The 21,298-nt window shown below is 31.8% G+C and carries 17 protein-coding genes; 5 read left to right on the top strand and 12 right to left on the bottom strand.

The features are described 5' to 3' along the window. Nucleotides 1–29: 29 nt before the first annotated feature. Complete coding sequence (nrdE, locus tag JQN76_RS07670; RefSeq protein ID WP_000855505.1) at nt 30–2,135, bottom strand: class 1b ribonucleoside-diphosphate reductase subunit alpha; 2,106 nt, start codon at nt 2,133–2,135, stop codon at nt 30–32. Then, the gene (nrdI, locus tag JQN76_RS07665) at nt 2,098–2,496 is read right to left on the bottom strand and encodes a class Ib ribonucleoside-diphosphate reductase assembly flavoprotein NrdI (RefSeq protein WP_000692521.1); all 399 of its coding nucleotides are present in this window, start codon (nt 2,494–2,496) and stop codon (nt 2,098–2,100) included. Before nrdI ends, nrdE begins: the two co-directional genes overlap by 38 nt. A gap of 800 nt (nt 2,497–3,296) precedes the next feature. On the opposite strand from nrdI, the gene JQN76_RS07660 reads away from it, so the two are divergent. The 4 genes from JQN76_RS07660 to JQN76_RS07650 all read left to right on the top strand — a co-directional run bounded on the left by JQN76_RS07660 (nt 3,297) and on the right by JQN76_RS07650 (nt 6,529). Next, complete coding sequence (locus tag JQN76_RS07660; RefSeq protein ID WP_001068497.1) at nt 3,297–4,163, top strand: DMT family transporter; 867 nt, start codon at nt 3,297–3,299, stop codon at nt 4,161–4,163. A gap of 19 nt (nt 4,164–4,182) precedes the next feature. After that, on the top strand, nt 4,183–4,683 hold the full coding sequence (queF, locus tag JQN76_RS07655; RefSeq protein ID WP_000930014.1) for a preQ(1) synthase: 501 nt from the start codon (nt 4,183–4,185) through the stop codon (nt 4,681–4,683). 29 nt (nt 4,684–4,712) lie between these two features. After that, on the top strand, nt 4,713–4,958 hold the full coding sequence (locus JQN76_RS14200) for a hypothetical protein (RefSeq protein ID WP_001788366.1): 246 nt from the start codon (nt 4,713–4,715) through the stop codon (nt 4,956–4,958). Nucleotides 4,959–5,023: 65 nt separating this feature from the next. Beyond that, nucleotides 5,024–6,529, top strand: coding sequence for a peptide MFS transporter (locus JQN76_RS07650; protein WP_000193751.1), 1,506 nt, complete (start codon nt 5,024–5,026; stop codon nt 6,527–6,529). 77 nt (nt 6,530–6,606) lie between these two features. Here the strand turns inward: JQN76_RS07650 and JQN76_RS07645 are convergent, their stop codons facing one another. Then, on the bottom strand, nt 6,607–6,708 hold the full coding sequence (locus JQN76_RS07645) for a hypothetical protein (protein WP_031797439.1): 102 nt from the start codon (nt 6,706–6,708) through the stop codon (nt 6,607–6,609). An 89-nt stretch (nt 6,709–6,797) separates the two neighbouring features. Between JQN76_RS07645 and JQN76_RS07640 the strand changes: the two genes are divergently transcribed. Then, entirely contained in the window at nt 6,798–7,715 is a 918-nt protein-coding gene (locus JQN76_RS07640; RefSeq protein ID WP_000429006.1) for a diacylglycerol/lipid kinase family protein, read from the top strand. A 679-nt stretch (nt 7,716–8,394) separates the two neighbouring features. Here JQN76_RS07640 and JQN76_RS07635 read toward each other — a convergent pair. The 9 genes from JQN76_RS07635 to JQN76_RS07595 form a co-directional block, all read right to left on the bottom strand. Further along, nucleotides 8,395–8,937 carry a 5' nucleotidase, NT5C type gene (locus JQN76_RS07635; protein WP_000197275.1) on the bottom strand — a complete coding sequence of 181 codons (543 nt, stop codon included), beginning with the start codon at nt 8,935–8,937 and terminating at the stop codon, nt 8,395–8,397. Nucleotides 8,938–9,231: 294 nt separating this feature from the next. Further along, nucleotides 9,232–10,290: a histidinol-phosphate transaminase gene (gene hisC, locus JQN76_RS07630; RefSeq protein ID WP_000663025.1), complete on the bottom strand. Its 1,059-nt coding sequence runs from the start codon at nt 10,288–10,290 to the stop codon at nt 9,232–9,234. 239 nt (nt 10,291–10,529) lie between these two features. Then, complete coding sequence (locus tag JQN76_RS07625) at nt 10,530–12,044, bottom strand: ABC transporter permease/substrate-binding protein (RefSeq protein WP_000180991.1); 1,515 nt, start codon at nt 12,042–12,044, stop codon at nt 10,530–10,532. Beyond that, on the bottom strand, nt 12,037–13,014 hold the full coding sequence (locus JQN76_RS07620) for an ABC transporter ATP-binding protein (RefSeq protein WP_000589260.1): 978 nt from the start codon (nt 13,012–13,014) through the stop codon (nt 12,037–12,039). Before JQN76_RS07620 ends, JQN76_RS07625 begins: the two co-directional genes overlap by 8 nt. A 221-nt stretch (nt 13,015–13,235) precedes the next feature. Then, nucleotides 13,236–15,017 carry a DNA helicase RecQ gene (recQ, locus tag JQN76_RS07615; RefSeq protein ID WP_001836972.1) on the bottom strand — a complete coding sequence of 594 codons (1,782 nt, stop codon included), beginning with the start codon at nt 15,015–15,017 and terminating at the stop codon, nt 13,236–13,238. An 11-nt stretch (nt 15,018–15,028) separates the two neighbouring features. Beyond that, on the bottom strand, nt 15,029–16,912 hold the full coding sequence (locus JQN76_RS07610; protein ID WP_000525103.1) for an ABC-F family ATP-binding cassette domain-containing protein: 1,884 nt from the start codon (nt 16,910–16,912) through the stop codon (nt 15,029–15,031). A 269-nt stretch (nt 16,913–17,181) separates the two neighbouring features. Next, entirely contained in the window at nt 17,182–19,122 is a 1,941-nt protein-coding gene (gene ltaS / locus JQN76_RS07605) for a polyglycerol-phosphate lipoteichoic acid synthase LtaS (protein ID WP_000098285.1), read from the bottom strand. A gap of 473 nt (nt 19,123–19,595) precedes the next feature. Beyond that, nucleotides 19,596–20,600 (bottom strand): 5-oxoprolinase subunit C family protein, encoded by a 1,005-nt coding sequence (locus JQN76_RS07600; protein ID WP_000022321.1) that lies wholly within the window; start codon nt 20,598–20,600, stop codon nt 19,596–19,598. Next, nucleotides 20,584–21,294 (bottom strand): 5-oxoprolinase subunit B family protein, encoded by a 711-nt coding sequence (locus JQN76_RS07595; protein WP_000708692.1) that lies wholly within the window; start codon nt 21,292–21,294, stop codon nt 20,584–20,586. Before JQN76_RS07595 ends, JQN76_RS07600 begins: the two co-directional genes overlap by 17 nt. Nucleotides 21,295–21,298: the final 4 nt, after the last annotated feature.

Here is a 21,298-nt window from a genome sequence, read left to right as displayed (position 1 = left end):
AGCTGTTTGTCATTTTCAACATTTAATTGTTAGATAGAACAACTTGTACATTCTTCTACACTTAATAATTTATTTCTAGTATAGTAAAGTGATTTTAATCCTTTATAGTGCGCATATACATATAATCTTGCTAACTCACGTGTAGAAATTTCAGAATTAACATAAAGGATTGTTGAGATACCTTGGTCAATATGCGTTTGAATTGTCGCAATTAAATCGATTAATTTCATCTGATCAGTATTGAATGCTGATTTGTAGTACCACATTGTTTGTGGTGATAAGAATGGCATAGGGTAAAATGTTTCCGCATTACCATAAGTACGACGTTCAATTTGGTCAACGATTGGCATTACAGAACTTGTTGCATTTTGAACATAAGAAATACTTTGTGTTGGAGCAATTGCTAATCTATATGCATGATATAAACCATATTGTTCAACATCTTGTTGTAGTTTCTTCCAATCCTCAGAAGTAGGAATAGCCATACCATCGAATAATTCACGTACTTTTTCGAATTGAGGTTCAAATTCTTGAGTTGTATAGAACTCGAAATATTTGCCATTAGCATAATCAGACTTTTCAAAGTCTTGATATTTGATACCACGCTCTTTAGCGATTTCCATTGAACGTTCGATTGAGTAGAAATTCATCATCATAAAGAAGATATTTGCAAAATCTTTTGCTTCTTCTGACTCATAACCAATTTTATTTTTTGCTAGGTAACCGTGTAAATTCATCACACCAAGACCAACTGAATGTAATTCACTGTTAGCTTTTCTAACTCCTGGTGCATTTTGAATATTTGCTACATCACTCACAACAGTTAATGCGTCCATACCAGAGTGAACTGAATCTCTGAATTTTCCGCTTTCCATTACATTAACAATATTTAATGAGCCCAAGTTACAAGAAATATCACGTTTAATTTCGTCTTCAATACCATAGTCATTAATAATTGAAGTTTCTTGTAGTTGGAAAATTTCCGTACATAAGTTACTCATTTTAATTTGTCCAATGTTTGAATTCGGATGCACTCTGTTAGCATTATCTTTAAACATTAAATATGGATAACCTGATTGTAATTGTGTTTGCGCAATTAAATTCAACATTTCACGCGCATTCTTTTTCTTTTTCTCAACATTTGGGTTTGCAACCATGTCATCATAATATTTTTCTAAATCGATATCGTCTAATGTCACACCATATTCTTCTTTAACTGTATGAGGTGCAAACATATAAAAGTCCTTACCTTCTTTAGCTAAATCGAAGAATTTAGATGGAACAATTAAACCAGTTGATATTGTAGATAAACGTAAATCTTCATCCGCATTTACTTTTTTAGTATCTAAAAATTCTTCTACATCATAATGGAAGATATTTAAGTACACAGCACCAGCACCAGGGCGTTGACCAAGTTGATCTGCATAGCTAAAGCCACCTTCAAGTGACTTAGCAATAGGTAAAACGCCTTTCGCTACGCCTTTAATTCCTTTAATTGCTTCACCACGTGCACGCAATTTAGATAAGTTAATTGCAACGCCGCCCCCAATTTTACTTAATTGTTTTGCAGTTGAATCAATAAAGTTAATTGAATTTAAGCTGTCATCCACTTCTAATAAGAAACATGACACTAGCTCACCACGACGCGCACGGCCTGCGTTTAAAAATGTTGGTGTCGCTGGTTGATATCTTTGTTCAACCATAGCAGAAATAAATTGTTTAGCTTGTGCTTTATTACCATTTGCTAGGTATAAAGCAACAATGGCAACGTGTTGATTATAGTCTTCTAAGTATTGACTTTTATCATTTGTTTTCAAAGCGTAATCTTTGAAAAATTTACTAGCTGACATATAACTTGCAAAATTAAACGGGATTGATTTTGCATAATCAGTGATTTCAATTAGATCCGCTTCACTATAAATATCAAACACATTGAAATAAAAATCGTTGTCTACTAAATAACGTAAACGCTCGATTTCAGTGTCGAAGAAGATTGTTTTGTCTTTTACTTCTTCTAAATAAGCTACTAAAGCTTCTTGGTCTTTTTCTAAACTAAAGAATCCATCTTCTCTTCGTTTAGTGACCTCATTATTTAATTCAATATGATTGTACTTTTTCTCTTCCATGGTTTTCATTAAAATTACCCACCTTGTTCTTAAATTCAATAACGTCTTTGTTTTTTCCATGTAACTCAAACTTCATTAATAAAGGGACATTATACTCTTCTGATATCGTGCGACCCGCTTTTGCGAAATTTAGTCCCCAATTTCGATTACCGCTAGCTGCCACACCTCTGATGTATTGATGATTAACTTCTAAAAAAGATTGAACGGGTTCTGGTACTTCTCCAAATCCAATAGTGCCAGTAACGATAATAAACGGTTCATGAACTGGTTCCATACAATTTTCTGCTGTAATCTCAAGCGTATTTTCAAGTTCTGTTCTCTTAATAAAACGACGGACATTTCCAGTAAATGAAAAATATATTATTTTCATTGGATCACCTTCTTTCTTCAACCCTTTTAAATAAAGTAGTCATTCCAATTAAAAAATGCTTTAACAACATGGTTACTATGGTTATCTCAGCATTGTATTAACTATAATGAAGCTACTTATTTTCTCAAATGTAAACCAATTGCATAGATTTATATTTGAGAAAATAGTAGCTTATATGGGTTGAATGTATAAAAATCACTATATGTAGTGTTTACATCATTGGATATCTTCCATTTGCTCAGTACATTTTCTAAAAATATGACTATTAATTGATAATAACTATTAAATTTCTGTGTTAAATTACTTTTAAATGTAATTTCTTCATAAATAAAGCATTTGCATACAAAACACAAGATATTGTGTCTTTTTCGTTTCACCAACACTATATTATGTGTTTCATTATACATAAGACACACTATGATTTAAAGTGCCATTTTCTAATCGAATGTTCGTAAAACGTTCCAACTAGGCACCAATACTAAATTAGAAAAACTTGAACAAATTTAAAAAAATTTTTTAGTAGATATCACTTGATTTTTTTAAATCTGTGTCAATCTCAATTGTATCAACAGAAATCAAGAAAAAGCTTATTAGCTTGATACTGAATTGATATTTGTTTTATGTAATAACACAAACATTCATAAAAGTGTAATGCCCTATTATTCCGACAAATAAACACAGAACGTTTGTTCGGTACAGTCTATTATAGTCTTTTTATAGTAAATTTCAACTATTTATGCACAACATGTTGTTTTATGCTAATATAAATACGTTAATTTTATATAAAAGAGGCGATAAAATTGAATCCTAAAGTAAAAGGTATCATTGCCATTTTAATTTCGGCTATTGGTTTCAGTTTTATGTCAGTGTTTTTCAGACTTGCAGGTGACCTTCCTGTTTTTCAAAAATCATTAGCACGAAACTTAGTAGCAATGTTTATTCCATTATTTTTTATATATAAATACCATCAGCCAATGTTTGGCAGACTTTCAAGTCAACCCTTATTAATAACACGATCAACACTTGGACTTATTGGTGTATTGTTAAATATTTATGCCATTGATCATATGGTACTTAGTGATGCCGATTCATTAATGAAACTCAATCCTTTCTGGACGATTTTATTAAGCATTGTTTTCTTACATGAAAAGGTAAGGAAGTATCAAATTACAGCAATGATAATTGCTATTTTAGGTATGCTTTTAATAGTGAAACCTGAATTTTCATCATCTATGATTCCATCATTAGCTGGCTTATTCTCAGGTATTTTTGCAGCATCAGCATATACATGTGTTCGAGCACTTAGTACAAGAGAAGCACCATATACTATAGTATTTTACTTCTCCTTATTTTCTGTCATCGTTTTAATACCTTTCACTGCATATACCTATGAACCAATGAGTCAGATGCAAATACTTTATCTATTAGGGGCTGGCTTAGCTGCCGCTGTGGGTCAAATTGGTGTTACATTAGCATATAGTTTTGCAGCAGCAAAAGATATTTCTATTTTCACGTATGCATCTATAATTTTCACAGCAATACTTGGATTTATTCTATTCGGAGAATCTCCAGATTTCTATGCAACATTAGGTTACGTCGTTATTATCGGTGCAAGTTATTACATGTTTGAAAAAGCACGCCGAGACGCCAAAATAATAAAAAAATAAATTTAAAGGAGCGCTTTATATGGCACATGGCCGTCAACAAGATGAATTACAAGATATAACTTTATTAGGAAATCAAGACAATACTTACAATTTTGACTATCGTCCTGATGTATTAGAATCGTTTGATAATAAGCATCAAGGTCGTGACTATTTCGTAAAATTCAACTGTCCAGAATTTACATCATTATGTCCAATTACTGGGCAACCAGATTTTGCAACTATCTATATTTCATATATTCCAAATGTTAAAATGGTTGAATCAAAATCTTTGAAATTATACTTATTTAGTTTCAGAAATCACGGTGATTTTCACGAAGATTGTATGAATATTATTATGAATGATTTGATAGAGCTTATGGACCCACATTATATTGAAGTCTGGGGCAAGTTCACACCACGTGGTGGAATTTCTATTGATCCTTATACAAACTATGGACGTCCAAATTCTAAATATGAAAAAATGGCTGAGCATCGTTTGATGAATCATGATTTATATCCCGAAAAAATAGATAATCGTTAAATGTATCATTTAATAAACACACCAATAAGTTGATTTTCCTAACTTATTGGTGTGTTTTTCATTTAGCATACATAATAGGTTACATTAAAATAACATTTTATACCAAAGTACACCAAAAGAATATTAGTACACGAATTAAACAACATTTTTATAGAAACCTATTGCACTTTAACGTCAATAAGTATATTTTTATATTATCTCTAATTAATTGTGCGCGCTTAATAACAGAATATTCTCAATATTTTTATTTTTTTGTGATTTGTTGGAATATTTAGTTGATAAGGCACAATCAAATTTACTTAAACTATTGTATTAGGGGAAGAAAGGATGGGATGTATACATGACACAACAAAACTCCCATGGAAATCAAATTCAAGACATACCTCAAACAGGATTTTTCGGGCATCCTCGAGGACTAGGCGTACTCTTCTTTGTAGAGTTCTGGGAAAGGTTTAGTTATTATGGCATGCGTGCCCTACTCATTTTCTACATGTACTTTGCCGTAACAGATAATGGCCTTGGAATTGATAAAACAACAGCTATGTCAATTATGTCAGTTTATGGTTCATTAATCTATATGACATCAATACCAGGCGGATGGATTGCTGACAGAATTACAGGTACTAGAGGCGCTACTTTATTAGGTGCAGTCTTTATTATTATCGGACATATTTGTTTAAGCTTACCATTTGCATTAATCGGCTTATTCACATCAATGTTCTTCATCATTATTGGTTCAGGTTTAATGAAGCCAAACATTTCAAATATCGTTGGCCGTTTATATCCTGAAAATGATAGACGTATGGATGCAGGTTTTGTTATTTTCTATATGTCAGTTAATATGGGTGCATTATTATCACCTATTATTTTGCAACACTTTGTTAATGTTAAAAACTTCCACGGCGGATTCTTGATTGCAGCAGTTGGTATGGCATTAGGTTTAGTATGGTATGTACTTTTCAACCGCAAAAACTTAGGTAGCGTTGGTATGAAACCTACTAACCCATTGACACCAGCTGAAAAGAAAAAGTATGGTCTTATTATCGGAAGTGTTGTTTTAGCAATTGTATTAATTATCGTTATTGGTGCATTAACTAATTCATTATCATTTAACTTAGTTAGTAATACTGTTTTAGTATTAGGTATTGCATTACCAATCATTTACTTCACTTTAATTATTAGAAGTAAAGATGTCACTGATACTGAACGTTCTCGTGTTAAAGCATTTATTCCATTATTTATTCTTGGAATGGTGTTCTGGGCTATTCAAGAACAAGGGTCTAATGTATTAAACATATATGGAATTGAACATTCAGATATGAAATTAAACTTATTTGGTTGGAAAACAAACTTTGGTGAAGCGATCTTCCAATCAATTAACCCATTATTTATTTTATTACTAGCTCCAATTATTTCACTTTTATGGCAAAAGCTTGGAACTAAACAACCTAGCCTGCCAGTAAAATTTGCAATTGGTACGTTCTTAGCAGGTGCGTCATACATACTAATTGGTATTGTAGGTTATGCATCAGGTTCATCAAACTTCTCAGTTAACTGGGTTATTTTATCGTACATTATTTGTGTTATCGGTGAGCTATGCTTATCACCAACGGGTAATAGTGCTGCTGTTAAGTTAGCACCTAAAGCATTTAATGCCCAAATGATGAGTATTTGGTACTTAACTAACGCTTCTGCACAAGCAATCAATGGTACTTTAGTTAAGTTAATAGAACCACTAGGTCAAACAAATTACTTTATTTTCCTAGGTGTTGTTGCAATTATTGTTACAACAATTGTATTAGCATTCTCACCTTTAATTATTAAAGCAATGAAAGGTATTCGTTAATATTGTTGGCCTAAATTAAAAAACAGTAAGTCATTTAAATGGCTTACTGTTTTTTTATAGGTTTCTATTAATTAAATTCAAGATATCAGTATAAATAAAAGCTTAATATGCTCGATATAGACAGCTATAACTATATTTTCTCGTCCCACTCTATAGACATCAATGTCAGTTATTACCATTTTCTCTATTTAAAACATATTTTTGGTATTAACAATTAAAAGTGGGTATATATATTTAATGAACCAATTTTTAGAAAGTAGGCTAAACTATGGAAAATAAATATACACATGGTGTCCTCTTTTACCATGAACACAGTGGATTAAAAAATATTAATCAAGGTATTGGGGAAGTTACAACAGCATTAAGTTCAATTTGTAAGCATCTTTCTATTCAATTGAGTGAAAACGAAGGTGACATTATTAAATATTGCCAAGAAATCAAAACTAAAAACTATGCAAAAGATGTAGATATATTATTTATTCTTGGCGGTGATGGCACGGTTAACGAACTTATAAATGGTGTTATGTCACATGACCTTCAACTCCCTATTGGCATTTTACCAGGCGGTACTTTTAATGATTTTACAAAAACGCTAAATATAGCACCTAATCATAAACAAGCTAGTGAACAAATGATTTCTGCACAAGTTGGTACATACGATGTAATTAAAATAAATAATCAATATGCACTCAACTTTGTTGGCTTAGGTCTCATTGTTCAAAACGCTGAAAACGTACAAGATGGTTCAAAAGATATATTTGGTAAATTGAGTTATATTGGATCAACTGTCAAAACACTGCTAAATCCAACACAATTTAATTATCAATTATCAATAGATGATAAGACATATTCTGGCGAAACGACCATGATACTAACAGCAAATGGTCCATTCATTGGTGGTAGTCGTATACCATTGACTGATTTGTCTCCTCAAGATGGTGAACTGAACACTTTCATTTTTAATGAACAAAGTTTCAGTATTTTAAATGATATTTTTAAAAAGCGTGATAGCATGAATTGGAATGAAATTACTCAAGGTATTGAGCATATACCTGGTAAAAAGATTTCACTTACAACAGATCCAGCAATGAAAGTTGATATTGATGGCGAAATTTCATTAGAAACACCTATTGATATTGAGGTTATACCAAATGCCATTCAGTTACTTACTGTCAATGATTTGTAAGCATCCGGAATGATCTTAACCCGATATTATATTAGGTTTGGAGTATAATCATAAGATTCAACGCACCTTATATTCGTTTTTATTAGCTTTAAGCTATTACCCTGTTTCAAAAACAGACATATAATTTTGGCGCATGCCACTAAAATGATTGATGTTGTATTTTAAATCATAGTGGTTTATGCGTCTTTTTCAAATTCTATAAAAAATCGGATGACGTGTAATCTGCCATAGATTAACACATTCATCCGATTTATAATAATGAGATAGACTAACATTTATTGAGAGCGGGACGGAAATGATAAAGAACGACTAATGATTGATTATGTAGCGATTCTTTATCATTAGTCACAGCTAATGTGTACTTAAAAATATGAATGCATGAGTTACACTCATGCATAAGAAATACTAATTTCTAAAGAAAAAGTATTTCTTTATGTTGGGGACCACCCCAACTTGCATTGTCTGTAGAAATTGGCGTTCCAATTTCTCTATGTTGGGGCCCCGCCAACTTGCATTGTCTGTAGAAATTGGGAATCCAATTTCTCTGTGTTGGGGCCCCGCAGTCAACTACTGCCAATATAGTGTTGTAGTGTCTAAGACATAAAAGTTCATCTCAGTCACAATTACTTTATAGCCTATCCATCATCTTTTCTACATGAAATTTTTCAAGTGATATATTTTATTTCTCAATATTATCTAAAAAATACTGTTCTACATCTTTCCAGCTATTTACGCGTTCAAATCGATCATCATTAATATTATGCACTGCTGTAAACATAATCGGTGTACCAGTAAAAATTTCAAGCTGTCTAGGATTGTCATCTATTAAATAATCAGCTTTAACGATGTTTTTTCTACCACAAAAAACAAAATGCTGAGGATCTAAAAATGGAAAGAACTCTAGTAACCATTCATATTTATCACTAAATGATGTTGGTACATCCATTGCTGCTGTAGCAATATATACATCATAATGTTCAGTTAATTTTTTCACAACTTCTTGTGCATGTGGCATCACTTTAAGATGTCTGAAGAAGCCTGGTTCTCTCAATACTTCTGTAATTAATCCATCATGTTCAGGAATAACATGTTTAAGTTTTTGACCATTCAAAGCTTCCATTTTAATACCTAAATCCGCTCTAAAATTGACAACATCAATGATTTCTCCTAATGTATCTGCCAATACTTCATCCATATCAATCGCGATTGATTTACGGGTCATTTTAATCTTCTCCTCAAAATATCAGTATTGATTCAGTATAGCAAAAAAGCAATTGATACAAAACAATATCATCTATTGTTGCTTTTTACACTGAATACTCTCACCTCATCATTCACACTGCATTGGGAGTGGGACAGAAATGATATTTTCGCAAAATTTATTTCGTCGTCCCACCCCGGCAAGGTTGACTAGAATTGAAAAAATCTTGTTACAAGCGCATTTTCGTTCAGTCAACTACTGCCAATATAACTTCGTAGAGCACAGAACATTGATTTCTGTCCCACTCCCCACTTACTATTCGTATTTAAAGTTTGATAAAACTTCTAACATTTTATCATTTTGTTCTTTAAAACCAATTGTAATTCTAACACCAGTTGGAAATGGTCGCGTAATACACCCTACATTTAAAAGTGCTTCATAAAGTTCATTTACCCGCTTTGTTTTTACAAATATAAAATTCGTTTGACTTGGCAAGAAATACTCACTTTGAGGTAATTGATAAAATCTTTCGCGTTCAACACTATTTTTATGTGTTACCTCTTTTAAATATTGTTGATCTTCAAGTGCTGCAACTGCTGCGTATTCAGATATACGTGTCACATTAAATGGTGGTCTAATGATGTTCCATTTTTCAATCGCATGTTCACTTGCTACCACATATCCTACACGTAAACCCGCTAATCCATACGCCTTTGAAAATGTACGTAATAAGAAAGCATTGTCATATTTTTGTTGCAAAGCAAGTGTATCCGGGTAGTCCTCTGCTGTCACAAATTCAAAATAAGCTTCATCTATAATTACTGGTACATGTAGAGGTACTTGAGATAAAAACGAATCTAAGCTCTCATGATTAAAATATGTACCTGTAGGATTATTTGGATTACATAACCATACCAATGACGTATCTTCATTAACTTCTTTTAAAATACCTTCTAAATCGAAGCCACCATCTTTTAAAGGTACTTGTATCACATTAGCTGATTCAACAATCGCATTGTGATAATATTGACCGAATGTCGCTTCACTTGTAACAATAGTATCCCCTGGCGTTAATACTGCTCTAGAAATCATTAATATAACTTCATCTAATCCCGCACCAAATAAAATGCGTGATTGATCTACATTTAAATGTTTACTAATCGCCGCTTTTAATGTCGGTGATCCTGTTTCAGGATAATAATATAACTCATCTAAGTGTGCTGATATCGCTTCTTTAACTTTAGGCGATGGTCCATACAAATTTTCATTTGATGCAAGTTTATATAAATCTCCTTCAATGCCATACTTTTCTTTCAATGCCCTTGGAGATAAACCAGGCTGATATGCTGATAGTTGATTAAGTTGTTCTTTCATAATAAAAACAACCTCCTTAGAATTAACTGAAATTTTAAAAAACTTATATTCATTATATCGCTCTATGTTTCTAAAATGCAATGCTACTATTTTCACATCATAATAGCTTACATTGTGTTTAACATGTCATATTTTTTAATCATTATTGCATGTTTAAATTGAACATAATTATAGATTTAAATATAACAACGCCACATAAGATATAATTTGGTGTTACGCATCTTATGTGGCGTTGGTCGTTATTTGATTAACCCTTTTGCTTTTAAATAATCTTTCGCAACTGTATATGGGTCTTCATTTTTAACTGTTACTTTATAGTTCATCATTTGCATATCTTCATCAGATATTTTGTTTTCTAGTTTGTTTAACGGTTTCTTAATTTCTGGATGTTTCTTTAAAAAGCTTTCTTTAAATAATGGTGCTCCTTGATATGGTGGAAATACGTGCTTATCATCTTTTAACACAACCATATCATATTGTTTTAATTCAGCGTCAGTTGAATATGCATCTATTAAATTAATATTACCTTTATTGATCGCTTGATATCTCAACTTAGGTTCCATTGTACGTATGTTATCTAAATTTAAATTATAAGCCTTTTGAACAGCTTTGTAACCATCTGGACGATCATTAAATTCCAATGTAAATCCTGGTTTAAGTTGATCTTTAACCTTATTTAAATCACCAATTGTACGTATATTATGTTGTTTAGCAAAATCACGTTTTACAGCTAAAGCATACGTATTGTTATACTTCATTGGTTTTAACATAGTCATTTGATATTTCTTTTCAAGACTTTGCTTAGCTTGTTCATAAACTTTTTTCTCTTCTTTTGACTTCAATGGTTCTTTTGTTAATTCACCTAAAACTGTTCCAGTAAACTCTAAATACCCATCTATATCATCAGATTTTAAAGCATTAAATAAAAATGCTGTTTTCCCCATACCATCTTTCACTTCTACAGTATTTTTGGTCTCTTCTTCTATTAAAATTTTATACATATTTGTAATAATCGAAGGCTCGGAGCCAAGCTTTCCAGCTAACGTAATTTTATCACCTTTTTGTGCAAACATAGGAATAGCGATAGCCAGTATAATAATCATCACTATAACACCTAACGTCATCAATAACTTTTTATAAGATAATTTAGCCATAAATCTTAAAATTAAATCAAATATAATTGCCAATAAGGCTGCTGGAATTGCACCTAATAATATCAACGATGCATTGTTACGGTCTATACCTAATAAAATTAAATCTCCTAGTCCGCCTGCACCAATTAATGCTGCTAGTGTTGCTGTACCTATAATTAATACCATAGCCGTTCTTACACCAGCCATTATAACAGGCATTGCTATCGGAAGTTCGACTTTAGTTAAACGTCTAAATGGTTTCATACCTATACCTTTAGCCGCTTCAATGAGTGATGGATCAACTTCTTTAATTCCAGTATACGTATTCCTTAAAATTGGTAACAACGCATACACTACAAGTGCAATAATTGCTGGCACACGACCGATACCAAATAAAGGAATCATTAAACCTAATAATGCCAACGATGGTATGGTTTGAAGAATTGCCGCAATATTCATTACGATTTCAGATATCGTTTTAGTCTTCGTTAATAAAATACCTAATGGTACCGCAATAGCAGTTGCAATCAATAATGCGATAAATGATATTTGAATATGTTCTATCATTGTCGAAAAGAGTTGCCCCTTACGTTCACTCAATATGTCGAAAAAGTTAGTCATGTTGAGCTACCTCCTTTTTCTGGGACAAATATTTGAAGATATCTTTCCTATCAATAACATATTGACCTACGCTATCTTCTTGCATGACAATGACACGCTCGCTCTCTGATAAAAGTTGATACAATACTTCAATTGGTTGATTGTCATAAACAATTGGATAAGCGCTCATAGATGTAACCTCATCGATTGGTTTCATAATATCCAAGTCACGGATAATTGCGTTCTCTTCAACACATGGCGCATCATCTTCTAAATGACTACCCATAAATTGTTTAACAAATTCACTTTGAGGATTATTTTTAAATCCTTCTGGTGTGTCAATTTGTTCAATATGCCCTTCATTCAAAAGACAAATCTTATCACCAAGTTTCATCGCCTCTTGAATATCATGTGTAACAAATATGATTGTCTTCTTAATTTTAGTTTGTAATTCAATTAAATCATCTTGAAGTTTTTCTCGGCTGATTGGGTCTAATGCACTAAACGGTTCATCCATTAAAATAACTGGTGGATCAGCTGCTAACGCACGTATAACTCCTACACGTTGTCGTTGCCCCCCTGACAATTCATCAGGTTTTCTGTTTTTATATTTTTCAGGTTCTAATCCAACCATTTCAAGTAATTCATCTACTCTTTTATCTATATCTTTTTCTTTCCACTTTTTCATTTGTGGCACTTGTGCAATATTTTCTTTGATTGTCATATGTGGGAATAATGCAATCTGCTGCAATACGTATCCAATATCCCAACGCATTTCGTATACTGGATAATCACTTATTGGTTTATCTTTAAAATAAATATAACCTTCACTTAAGTGAATGAGTCGATTAATCATTTTTAATGTCGTAGTTTTTCCACAACCTGAAGGTCCAATTAGCACAAAAAATTCACCCTCATTAATATTGAAACTAATGTTATCGACAGCAACATGTTTGCCATAACGCTTAGTTACATTTTTAAACTTAATCACTTTGCCACCTCTTTTTTTCTCATAGCATAAAACCGAGATTATATGTATGTATTCCCTATTTAACCACGTTTATTACAATTTTCAAATTTAAATGATTTATCCTTGAACTTTTTTAATAAAATAATGAATAATAGGTAATCTCCAGTTAAGAAATAGTGTTATTTTACCTTGAATTCAAAAAAACACCCAGTAAAACAAGGAATGCTTACTAGGTGTCTTCACTATACTTTGGCTTTATAATTTTGAATCGTTTCTAAAAATGCTGGACAATAATGTTTTAATTTGTAACTACCTACGCCATCAATATTAATCATATCTTGTTTCGAAGCAGGCTTACGTTTAGCAAATTCCTCCAACGTGTAATCAGAAAATATACTTACAGGTGCTATCGTTAATTTGTCACTTAACTTTTTACGAACTTCTACCAACTGACTGAATAATACTCGGTCAACCCCTTCAACCGTATTTATAAATACTTTTTCAGTCGCTTTTTGCTTAAATGGTGTTGTGAATACTTCTACTTCATTACTGAGTAATTTTTTAATTGAAGTATCACACATTAATATTTCATCATTTTCATTTAAGAACCCTTTGAATCTTAATTCATCTATTAAGTGACTTAATTCTGATGTTGTGTAACCTTTCATTAAACCATGGGTTGAAATTTGGTCATAACCTTTATACTTAATATAATCTGTTGACTCTCCTCTTAACACTTGAATGATAACACTATAACTCTCTTGTTGTTTCATACGAGCGATGCAACTAATAATCATCTTAGCTTCTTGTGTCATATTATATGATTTATCTTGTTGAACACAATTACTACATTGTTCACATTCTTCTAATTTTTCATTCGGTTCAAAATAATGGACAATTGTTGCTTCTAGACATTTTTTTGTTTTTGTATATTGAATCATTTTAGTTAACTTTTCGCCCATTTTATCTTTATAGTCATCATCAGCTTGAGAGACTGTTATAAAATACTCGTGTAAATTGATATCGCGTTCGCTAAATAACAAAATACATTCACTTTTTAACTCGTCACGACCTGCACGACCCGCTTCTTGATAATAAGATTCTAAATCTCCAGGCATATTATAATGAATAACAAAGCGTACATTGGATTTATCAATACCCATACCAAAAGCATTTGTAGCAACGACTACTTTAACACGATCAAATAAGAAATCATTCTGCGCTTCTTCTCTTTCTTTATTGCTCAAACCTGCATGATATATAACACTTTCAATTTTCTGACTTTCTAAGGCTTCTTGAAGCTCTTCAACTTGCTTACGTGTAGAACAATAAATAATACCTGCATCTTCATCGTGTGTTTTAATATAATCCAATATAAATTTTTGACGTTGATAAGTAGGATTTACTTTAAAAATTAAGTTTCTACGCTTAGTACTCGTTTTAATTTGATCAGTTTGAGCGATATTTAACTTTTCTCTAATATCTTGCTGTACTTCAACCGTGGCAGTTGCTGTCAACGCTATTATTGTAAAATCTTGAGGTAACGTAAATACTTTTGAAATAACATTTTGGTAACTCGGCCTGAAATCATGACCCCATTTAGAAATACAATGCGCTTCATCAAACGCGACTAAGTGAATCTTTATACGCTGAAGCATATTTAAAAAATATCGGTTTTCAAATCGTTCTGGTGCAACATACAAAAATTGAATTTCTCCATTTGATAATGCTTTTTCAATACGTTGTTGCTCTTTTTGAGTCAAACTACTATTTAAAAAAGCAGCTTGAATTCCCATCGCTTTTAATTGATCCACTTGATCTTTCATTAATGATATTAGTGGACTTATTACAATTGTTGTACCACCTAACAATAAACCTGGTACTTGATAGCATATAGACTTACCTCCACCAGTTGGTAAGACACCAAGCACATTACGATGGTCTAATACTTTGCTAATAATTTCTTCTTGTCCTGGTCGAAACGTTTCATACCCAAAGTAATGCGATAATGTTTGTTGCATCATAAATTGACCCCTTATTGTTGTTCTTTAATTTCTTCTAACTCACTCCATCTTGTGATGTCTAAATCATATTGAATTTCAAGTTGTTCTTTTTCTTCGTTTAATTCTTTAATTTTCCCATAATCTGCACTTGCCTCAATCATGAGCACATCAATTTCTTCCATTCTTACTTCCGCTTGTTCTATGCGTTTCATCAATTGTTCATATTCTAATTTTTCTTTATATGATAAACCATTTTTCTTACGTACAGTTGTAGAAGATTTAGATTGTTGCTTCAATGTGGATTTATTTTTATCTAATGATTTTTTATAACTTTCATAATCTTCAAAAGTTCCGATAATCTTTTCCATCTGACCATCATGAATAAACCAATATGACTGTGCAACTTTATTTAAGAAGTAGCGATCATGGCTTACGGTAATCACTGTACCACCGAAAGTATGAATATAATCTTCAAGTATTGTTAAAGTCTCAGTATCTAAATCATTTGTCGGTTCATCTAACAACAGAACATTTGGCTGGTGTACGAGTAGACGTAATAAATACAAGCGCTTTTGCTCTCCACCAGATAATTTATAAACTTTTTTACCATGAGTTGCACTTGGAAATAAAAATCGTTCAAGAAGTTGTGTAATAGATACCGAGGTTCCATCTTTTTCTTTTGCGATCTCACTTTCTTCTCTTAAATAATCAATCATACGAATATCTCTATCCAGGGTCTCATCAGTTTGCTTAAAATAAGCTACTTTAACCGTCTGCCCAGTCTTCAATTTACCTTCGAATTGTTGGTCTTCTCCACTCAAAATATTTAAGAGTGTTGTTTTACCAGCTCCATTTGGCCCAACAACACCAATACGCTCACCTTTTTGAATAATTTCCGTCAGATGTTCAAATAATACTTTATCATTAATAGCCTTTGATAAGTCTTCTAATTCGAACACTTGCTTACCTAATCTTGAATAAGCAAGATTCAATTCACCTTTATCGTCTTTATATTGCTGGTTAACTTCATTTTCTAGGTCATTAAATCGATTAATTCTAGCTTGTTGCTTTGTAGTACGAGCCTTAGCTCCAGCCCTCATCCAAGCAAGTTCTTCCTTATATAAAGCTCGTTGCTTTTGTTGTTGCTTTTGAAGTGTTACTTCTCTTTCAGCGCGCATTTCAATATAAGATTCATAGTTGCCAGGATATGACGCTAACTTACCTCTGTTTAGTTCAATAATTCTAGTGGAAACTTCATTTAAAAAATATCGATCATGGGTTACGAATAAAACTGTATGAGGATATTGCTTCACATAATTGATCAACCAGCTGATTGATTCGAAGTCTAAATGGTTCGTAGGTTCATCTAATAACAATAAATCTGGTTGTTCTATTAATGTTTTAGCAAGTACAACACGTTTTTGTTGTCCGCCGGATAATTCTTTAATGTATTTAGTAGTATCATGTATACCTAGTTTTGAGAGGATTGTTTTAATTTCAGCGTTATAGTCCCAAGCATCATGTTGATCCATAGCATCTTGCGCATCCATCATTCGCTTGAACAATTTATCACTTTGGTCATCCGCATAAGCTTGTACTGTCTGCTCATATTGCTTGATGATGCGTAAAGTTGTTGTATCAGAACTTAATACTGCATCAAAAACTGTCATATCTTCATTAAGGTCCTGTTTCTGAGACGAATATCGAATTCGATATTGATTTGGATGCATAACATTGGCTGTAAAATCATCATCAATACCACCAATTACTTTTAACAACGTACTTTTCCCTGTACCATTTATGCCTACTAAACCTATTTTTTCACCTTCTGAAATTGATAAATCTAGATTATCGAATATAATCTTATCGGCATAAGATTTATTTAAATGTTCAATTTTATATGCTTCCATACCCATCTTCCTTCTTCTGTTGAAATCTCTACGTACTTAAATCAGTTCTATACATTATACACCTTTTTGAAATCAAAAGAAATCGATACTGTTAAGTGTCATAATTTAATATATTGTTGCTTCAACTATAAATAAAACTTGATAAGGCTTTGATGACTATGCTAACGATCTTTATAATATACCTTTTTATCAACACATATAATGTAAAACATAATATAAAAGAACATAATAAAACCCGGATTGATATTTTATCAATCCGAGTTCGTGTTTAAATATTATTTTTTAGAGTTTGCTTTAGGTCCTGTTTCATATTTATACTTCGAAGGATTTACCTTTTTGAAGTCTGGATTTTTGTAGAATCTAAACAAATCACCATTAAGCACGTTGTCACTCATTTCGAGATCCTTTTCAACTTGCTTTTTATTCTTTTCGAAATCAGCTGGTTGAGTAGTTATGAGTTCATTATTTTTATTAGAATAAATCTTACCATTAACATATTTATAATCTTTTGTTATAAAGTCACCATTTCTGAATGGAACTACTTGATTATGACCTTTAGAGAATAAATCAGTACCGAACATTAAATAATTCTTCGTATCTATACCAGCCAAATGTAAAATTGTTGGCATTACATCGACTTGACCAGCATATTCATTATTGATACCACCAGATTTACCAGGGATTTTAATCCAGAAACCAGTTCTGTTTAAATCTGTAAATTTAGCTGGTGTGATTTTTTCACCTAATAGTTTTTCCATGGCATTGTTATGGTTTTCAGAGATACCATAGTGGTCACCATAAATCATAATCACTGAATTGTCATATAATCCTTTTTTCTTCAAGTCATTAATATATTCTTCTAATGCTTCGTCTAAATAACGCGCTGTTTGAATATAACCATCAACTGTTGCATCACCTGTGTTTGACTTCTCAATAGTCGCATCCTTTTCATCTAATGTGAATGGATAGTGGTTAGTCAATGTAATTAAATGAGAATAGAATGGTGATTTCATCTTAGCTTGATAATTAGCAGAATCTTTAAAGAAAATTTTGTCTTTCAAGCCTAAGTTTACAACGTTTTTATCTGACATGTCATAGTATGTTGCATCATAGAATTTATCGATACCAAAGTGTTTATATACTTGGTCTCTGTTCCAGAATGTTTTATAGTCACCGTGCATGACATCAGATTTGTAGCCTTGCTTTTGATCTAAAATTGCTGGTAATGACTGATACGTATTATCTCCTTTTAATGAAAAGGCAGAACCTTGCGGTAAACCGTATAAACTGTTATCCATTGTAAATTCAGAGTCAGATGTTTTACCTTGACCTGTTTGATGGAAAAAGTTAGGGAAGTATGTGAATTGCTCTTTCCCACTTGATAATTTGTTTAAAAACGGTGTTACTTCTTTACCATTAACCTTTTTATTAATTAAGAAGGTTTGGAAACTTTCTAAATGAATCTTAATAATATTTTTCTTCTTTGCCACCCCATAATATTCTGGGTTAGGCTCTGTTTGACGTTGTTTCGTATAATTTAATACTTTTGTTAAGTCATCTTCAGATGCTAACGCTTTTTGTTGATTATTTTCGATAGTTTTAACACCATCGTATACTGTAAAGTTATAAGGTCCTAAATATTTCACTAAATATTTATGGTCAAATGTACGTGTTAATAATTCTGGTCTGTCAGTTTCAGCAAAAGCTAAGTTTAAGAAGAATAATGCTACTGAAGCCGCCATTACGACAGGAACAAATTTCTTACTAAATGCTTTTGTGTCTAACCATTTTGTTTTAAATATTAAAATGAATAAGTAAACTAACGTATCAATGAAATAAACAAAGTCATACCATTTGAATGATGCACTAACCGCACCACCCATAGATTCTACGTTACCTACTTGGTTTAAAGTACTAAACGTTAAAAAATCAGAGAAGAATCTAAAGTACACAACATTGGCATATAATAGGAACGTCAATAAGAAGCCGCCTATGAACATGAACCAAAATGCTTTTTTGCCTTTAAAGAATAGGAACACACTTAAAACCAGTGCTACTAAACTATAAGGATTCATCAATAATATTAAGTTTTGTACTAAACCTTTAACACCTAAAGAAAAATCAACATAATAAGAAAAATACGTCTTCAAGGTAATCGTTATTACGGTTAATAAGAAGAACGCAAAAAGACTAATTTTCTTTTTTTGTGAACTCATGATTCTTTCCCCCGTTATTTAGATAATAAATCTTGCGAAAGTACTTGAATAAATTAGATATTAACATTATGTAGTTAATTAATAAGTGCGTTTAAAAGTTAACATTGTCATAATTATAGTAATTACTTTCAGATTCAAGTTTATAATTTTCATTATTTGTAGCTTTCAACTTTGATTTAACAAGTATTTTGGGCTACAACTCATATTTGCTTGTGTAAGTTTCTTTATTTAATATTATCATTCAATTAACAAATTTAAAATTTGTAATCAAATTGTAATAATAAGCATAGCTCAATTAATAAATATAGAGTAATTTTAGTCAAAATTCAAGTAAAAACACACTTTATCTTTTCATTTTACTGTGAAACGAATTAGAAAATGATACATTTCGCAGATAAAACACAGTATTATTTAATTATACATTAGGAGGAAATTATTTGCATCGGACTCGAGTATGAGCTACGTACCAAATATTATTTCATCATTTCTAATTGCATTCTATATTCTATTCCATGGAATAATTGGTTTAACCAGTTACTATACTTAACAAGGTTCTTTTCAGCCGTTAAAATATCTATAAATTGAAATTTCAAACGTGATCCTTGCGGTTTTTGTGCTAATTTCGTTAAATGATAACTTGCGATTGTACCGATTTGCGGGTAGCTACCTAGCGTATAATGATCATTTAATAGGATAATAGGTGTGCCATCACGCTTAATTTGTATCGTTCCTTTTTTGACAGTCTGATACGGTGGCATATCTTCATAAAAAGCTTTGATTTTTTCACCTTCAAGCATCATCCCTATGCGATTTGCTTTGCTCGTTACTTTATAATCATGTTTCACAAATCTTTGAATGGCATCTTCTTTAAAATCTTCCGTACCTTTATTTTTAACGACATGAAATACATCAGACATATAATTAAATGACAAGGCGTATCCATCAATACCCCAATCTGTTTGTTTCGTGTGAGCAAGGTTTTCAAATAACTTATGATGACGAGCTGTATAATCTCTCTTAAGCTTTATTTCATCGCCATCTTGTAATGTTCTACCTTTAAAACCACCAATTTTTACATTAAAGTCGGTTGAATTAGATCCTAACCATGCATCTAATTCAAATCCGCCTCCCACAGCTAAATACACTCGCGATGTATAACTTGTTTCTCTAAACTTTAAAACATCGCCTTTATCTAACAAATACAATTTATATGGAGATATAGTCATATGCTCAGTGTAAGCTTTGACATTACCCCCTGCTAATGCAATCAGCGTAGGTTCTGTAAAACGAATCGTTGCCATTTTATTAGTCATTTCCAAAGTTGCTTCATTCTTGTCATTAGCAACTAATCGATTAGCAATTTCATGTGCTAAAGTATCAAGTGCACCACATGGAATTACACCATCATGTTCATATCCCCTTCTACCAAAGTCCTGAAAGCTACTGAATAAGCCACTTTTTTCAATTATGATTGACATCTTTAAACGCTCCTACTTCTAATTCATTTTCATTGATAGGTCTAAATTTAATATTATCGCCTAACTTTAAGCGTGCGAAATCTGATTCTTTCGGATTAAAAAGTGATAATGGTGTATAACCAATAACTAACCAATCATTAATTGTATCCGTTGTTACAATACCGCATTTTTTCCCTTCAAGTACTACAGAACCAGCTGGAATGAATTTTTTCTGTTTACTCGTGTGATTAATATACAATTTCTTATTTAATCCAGTTAAATAAGGAAACCCAGGTGAATATCCCATCATCGAAACAAAATATTGCGCCTTAGAATGTAATTCAATAAAAGTTTCTAGCTTGATTTTGTAATGTTTTAAAAGTGATTCTAAATCCGGACCATATTTCGAACCATACACAATTGGTATTTCAATCAAATCTTGCTGGTTAAAATCATGTTTTATGTTTAAATGAATCGATTCTATTAGTGCTTTCATGTATAAAAAAGGTGATTGTATATTATGGTGTTTAATCATATCCCTTGCGTCATAGACAATCATCATGTCTGATTCTGATGGCACAATTTCTATAATAAATGGATAATTTTGTTCAATTAAATATGAGCGAAGTGTTAATAAATCTTCGGTTAAACTTTTAGATACTTCTTTTTCAATTGCGACTACAATGGCTTGGTCACCTTGACTATATATTTTCATTTGT

Origin of the sequence: Staphylococcus sp. SM3655 (genome assembly GCF_016917315.1) — a bacterium.
In the GTDB taxonomy this organism is placed as follows: Bacteria; Bacillota; Bacilli; order Staphylococcales; family Staphylococcaceae; genus Staphylococcus; species Staphylococcus aureus.
Note: the sequence above shows the minus strand (reverse complement) of the source record. Positions and strands in the feature narration are given on the sequence as shown.

Coding starts and splice junctions, on each gene's coding strand:
- JQN76_RS07640 (WP_000429006.1), top strand. CDS start 6,798: ATGGAAAATAAATATACACATGGTGTCCTCTTTTACCATGAACACAGT.
- nrdI (WP_000692521.1), bottom strand. CDS start 2,496: ATGAAAATAATATATTTTTCATTTACTGGAAATGTCCGTCGTTTTATT.
- JQN76_RS07650 (WP_000193751.1), top strand. CDS start 5,024: ATGACACAACAAAACTCCCATGGAAATCAAATTCAAGACATACCTCAA.
- queF (WP_000930014.1), top strand. CDS start 4,183: ATGGCACATGGCCGTCAACAAGATGAATTACAAGATATAACTTTATTA.
- JQN76_RS07635 (WP_000197275.1), bottom strand. CDS start 8,937: ATGACCCGTAAATCAATCGCGATTGATATGGATGAAGTATTGGCAGAT.
- hisC (WP_000663025.1), bottom strand. CDS start 10,290: ATGAAAGAACAACTTAATCAACTATCAGCATATCAGCCTGGTTTATCT.
- nrdE (WP_000855505.1), bottom strand. CDS start 2,135: ATGAAAACCATGGAAGAGAAAAAGTACAATCATATTGAATTAAATAAT.
- JQN76_RS07625 (WP_000180991.1), bottom strand. CDS start 12,044: ATGACTAACTTTTTCGACATATTGAGTGAACGTAAGGGGCAACTCTTT.
- JQN76_RS07595 (WP_000708692.1), bottom strand. CDS start 21,294: ATGAAAATATATAGTCAAGGTGACCAAGCCATTGTAGTCGCAATTGAA.
- JQN76_RS07610 (WP_000525103.1), bottom strand. CDS start 16,912: ATGGGTATGGAAGCATATAAAATTGAACATTTAAATAAATCTTATGCC.
- JQN76_RS07600 (WP_000022321.1), bottom strand. CDS start 20,600: ATGTCAATCATAATTGAAAAAAGTGGCTTATTCAGTAGCTTTCAGGAC.
- ltaS (WP_000098285.1), bottom strand. CDS start 19,122: ATGAGTTCACAAAAAAAGAAAATTAGTCTTTTTGCGTTCTTCTTATTA.
- JQN76_RS07645 (WP_031797439.1), bottom strand. CDS start 6,708: ATGGTAATAACTGACATTGATGTCTATAGAGTGGGACGAGAAAATATA.
- recQ (WP_001836972.1), bottom strand. CDS start 15,017: ATGATGCAACAAACATTATCGCATTACTTTGGGTATGAAACGTTTCGA.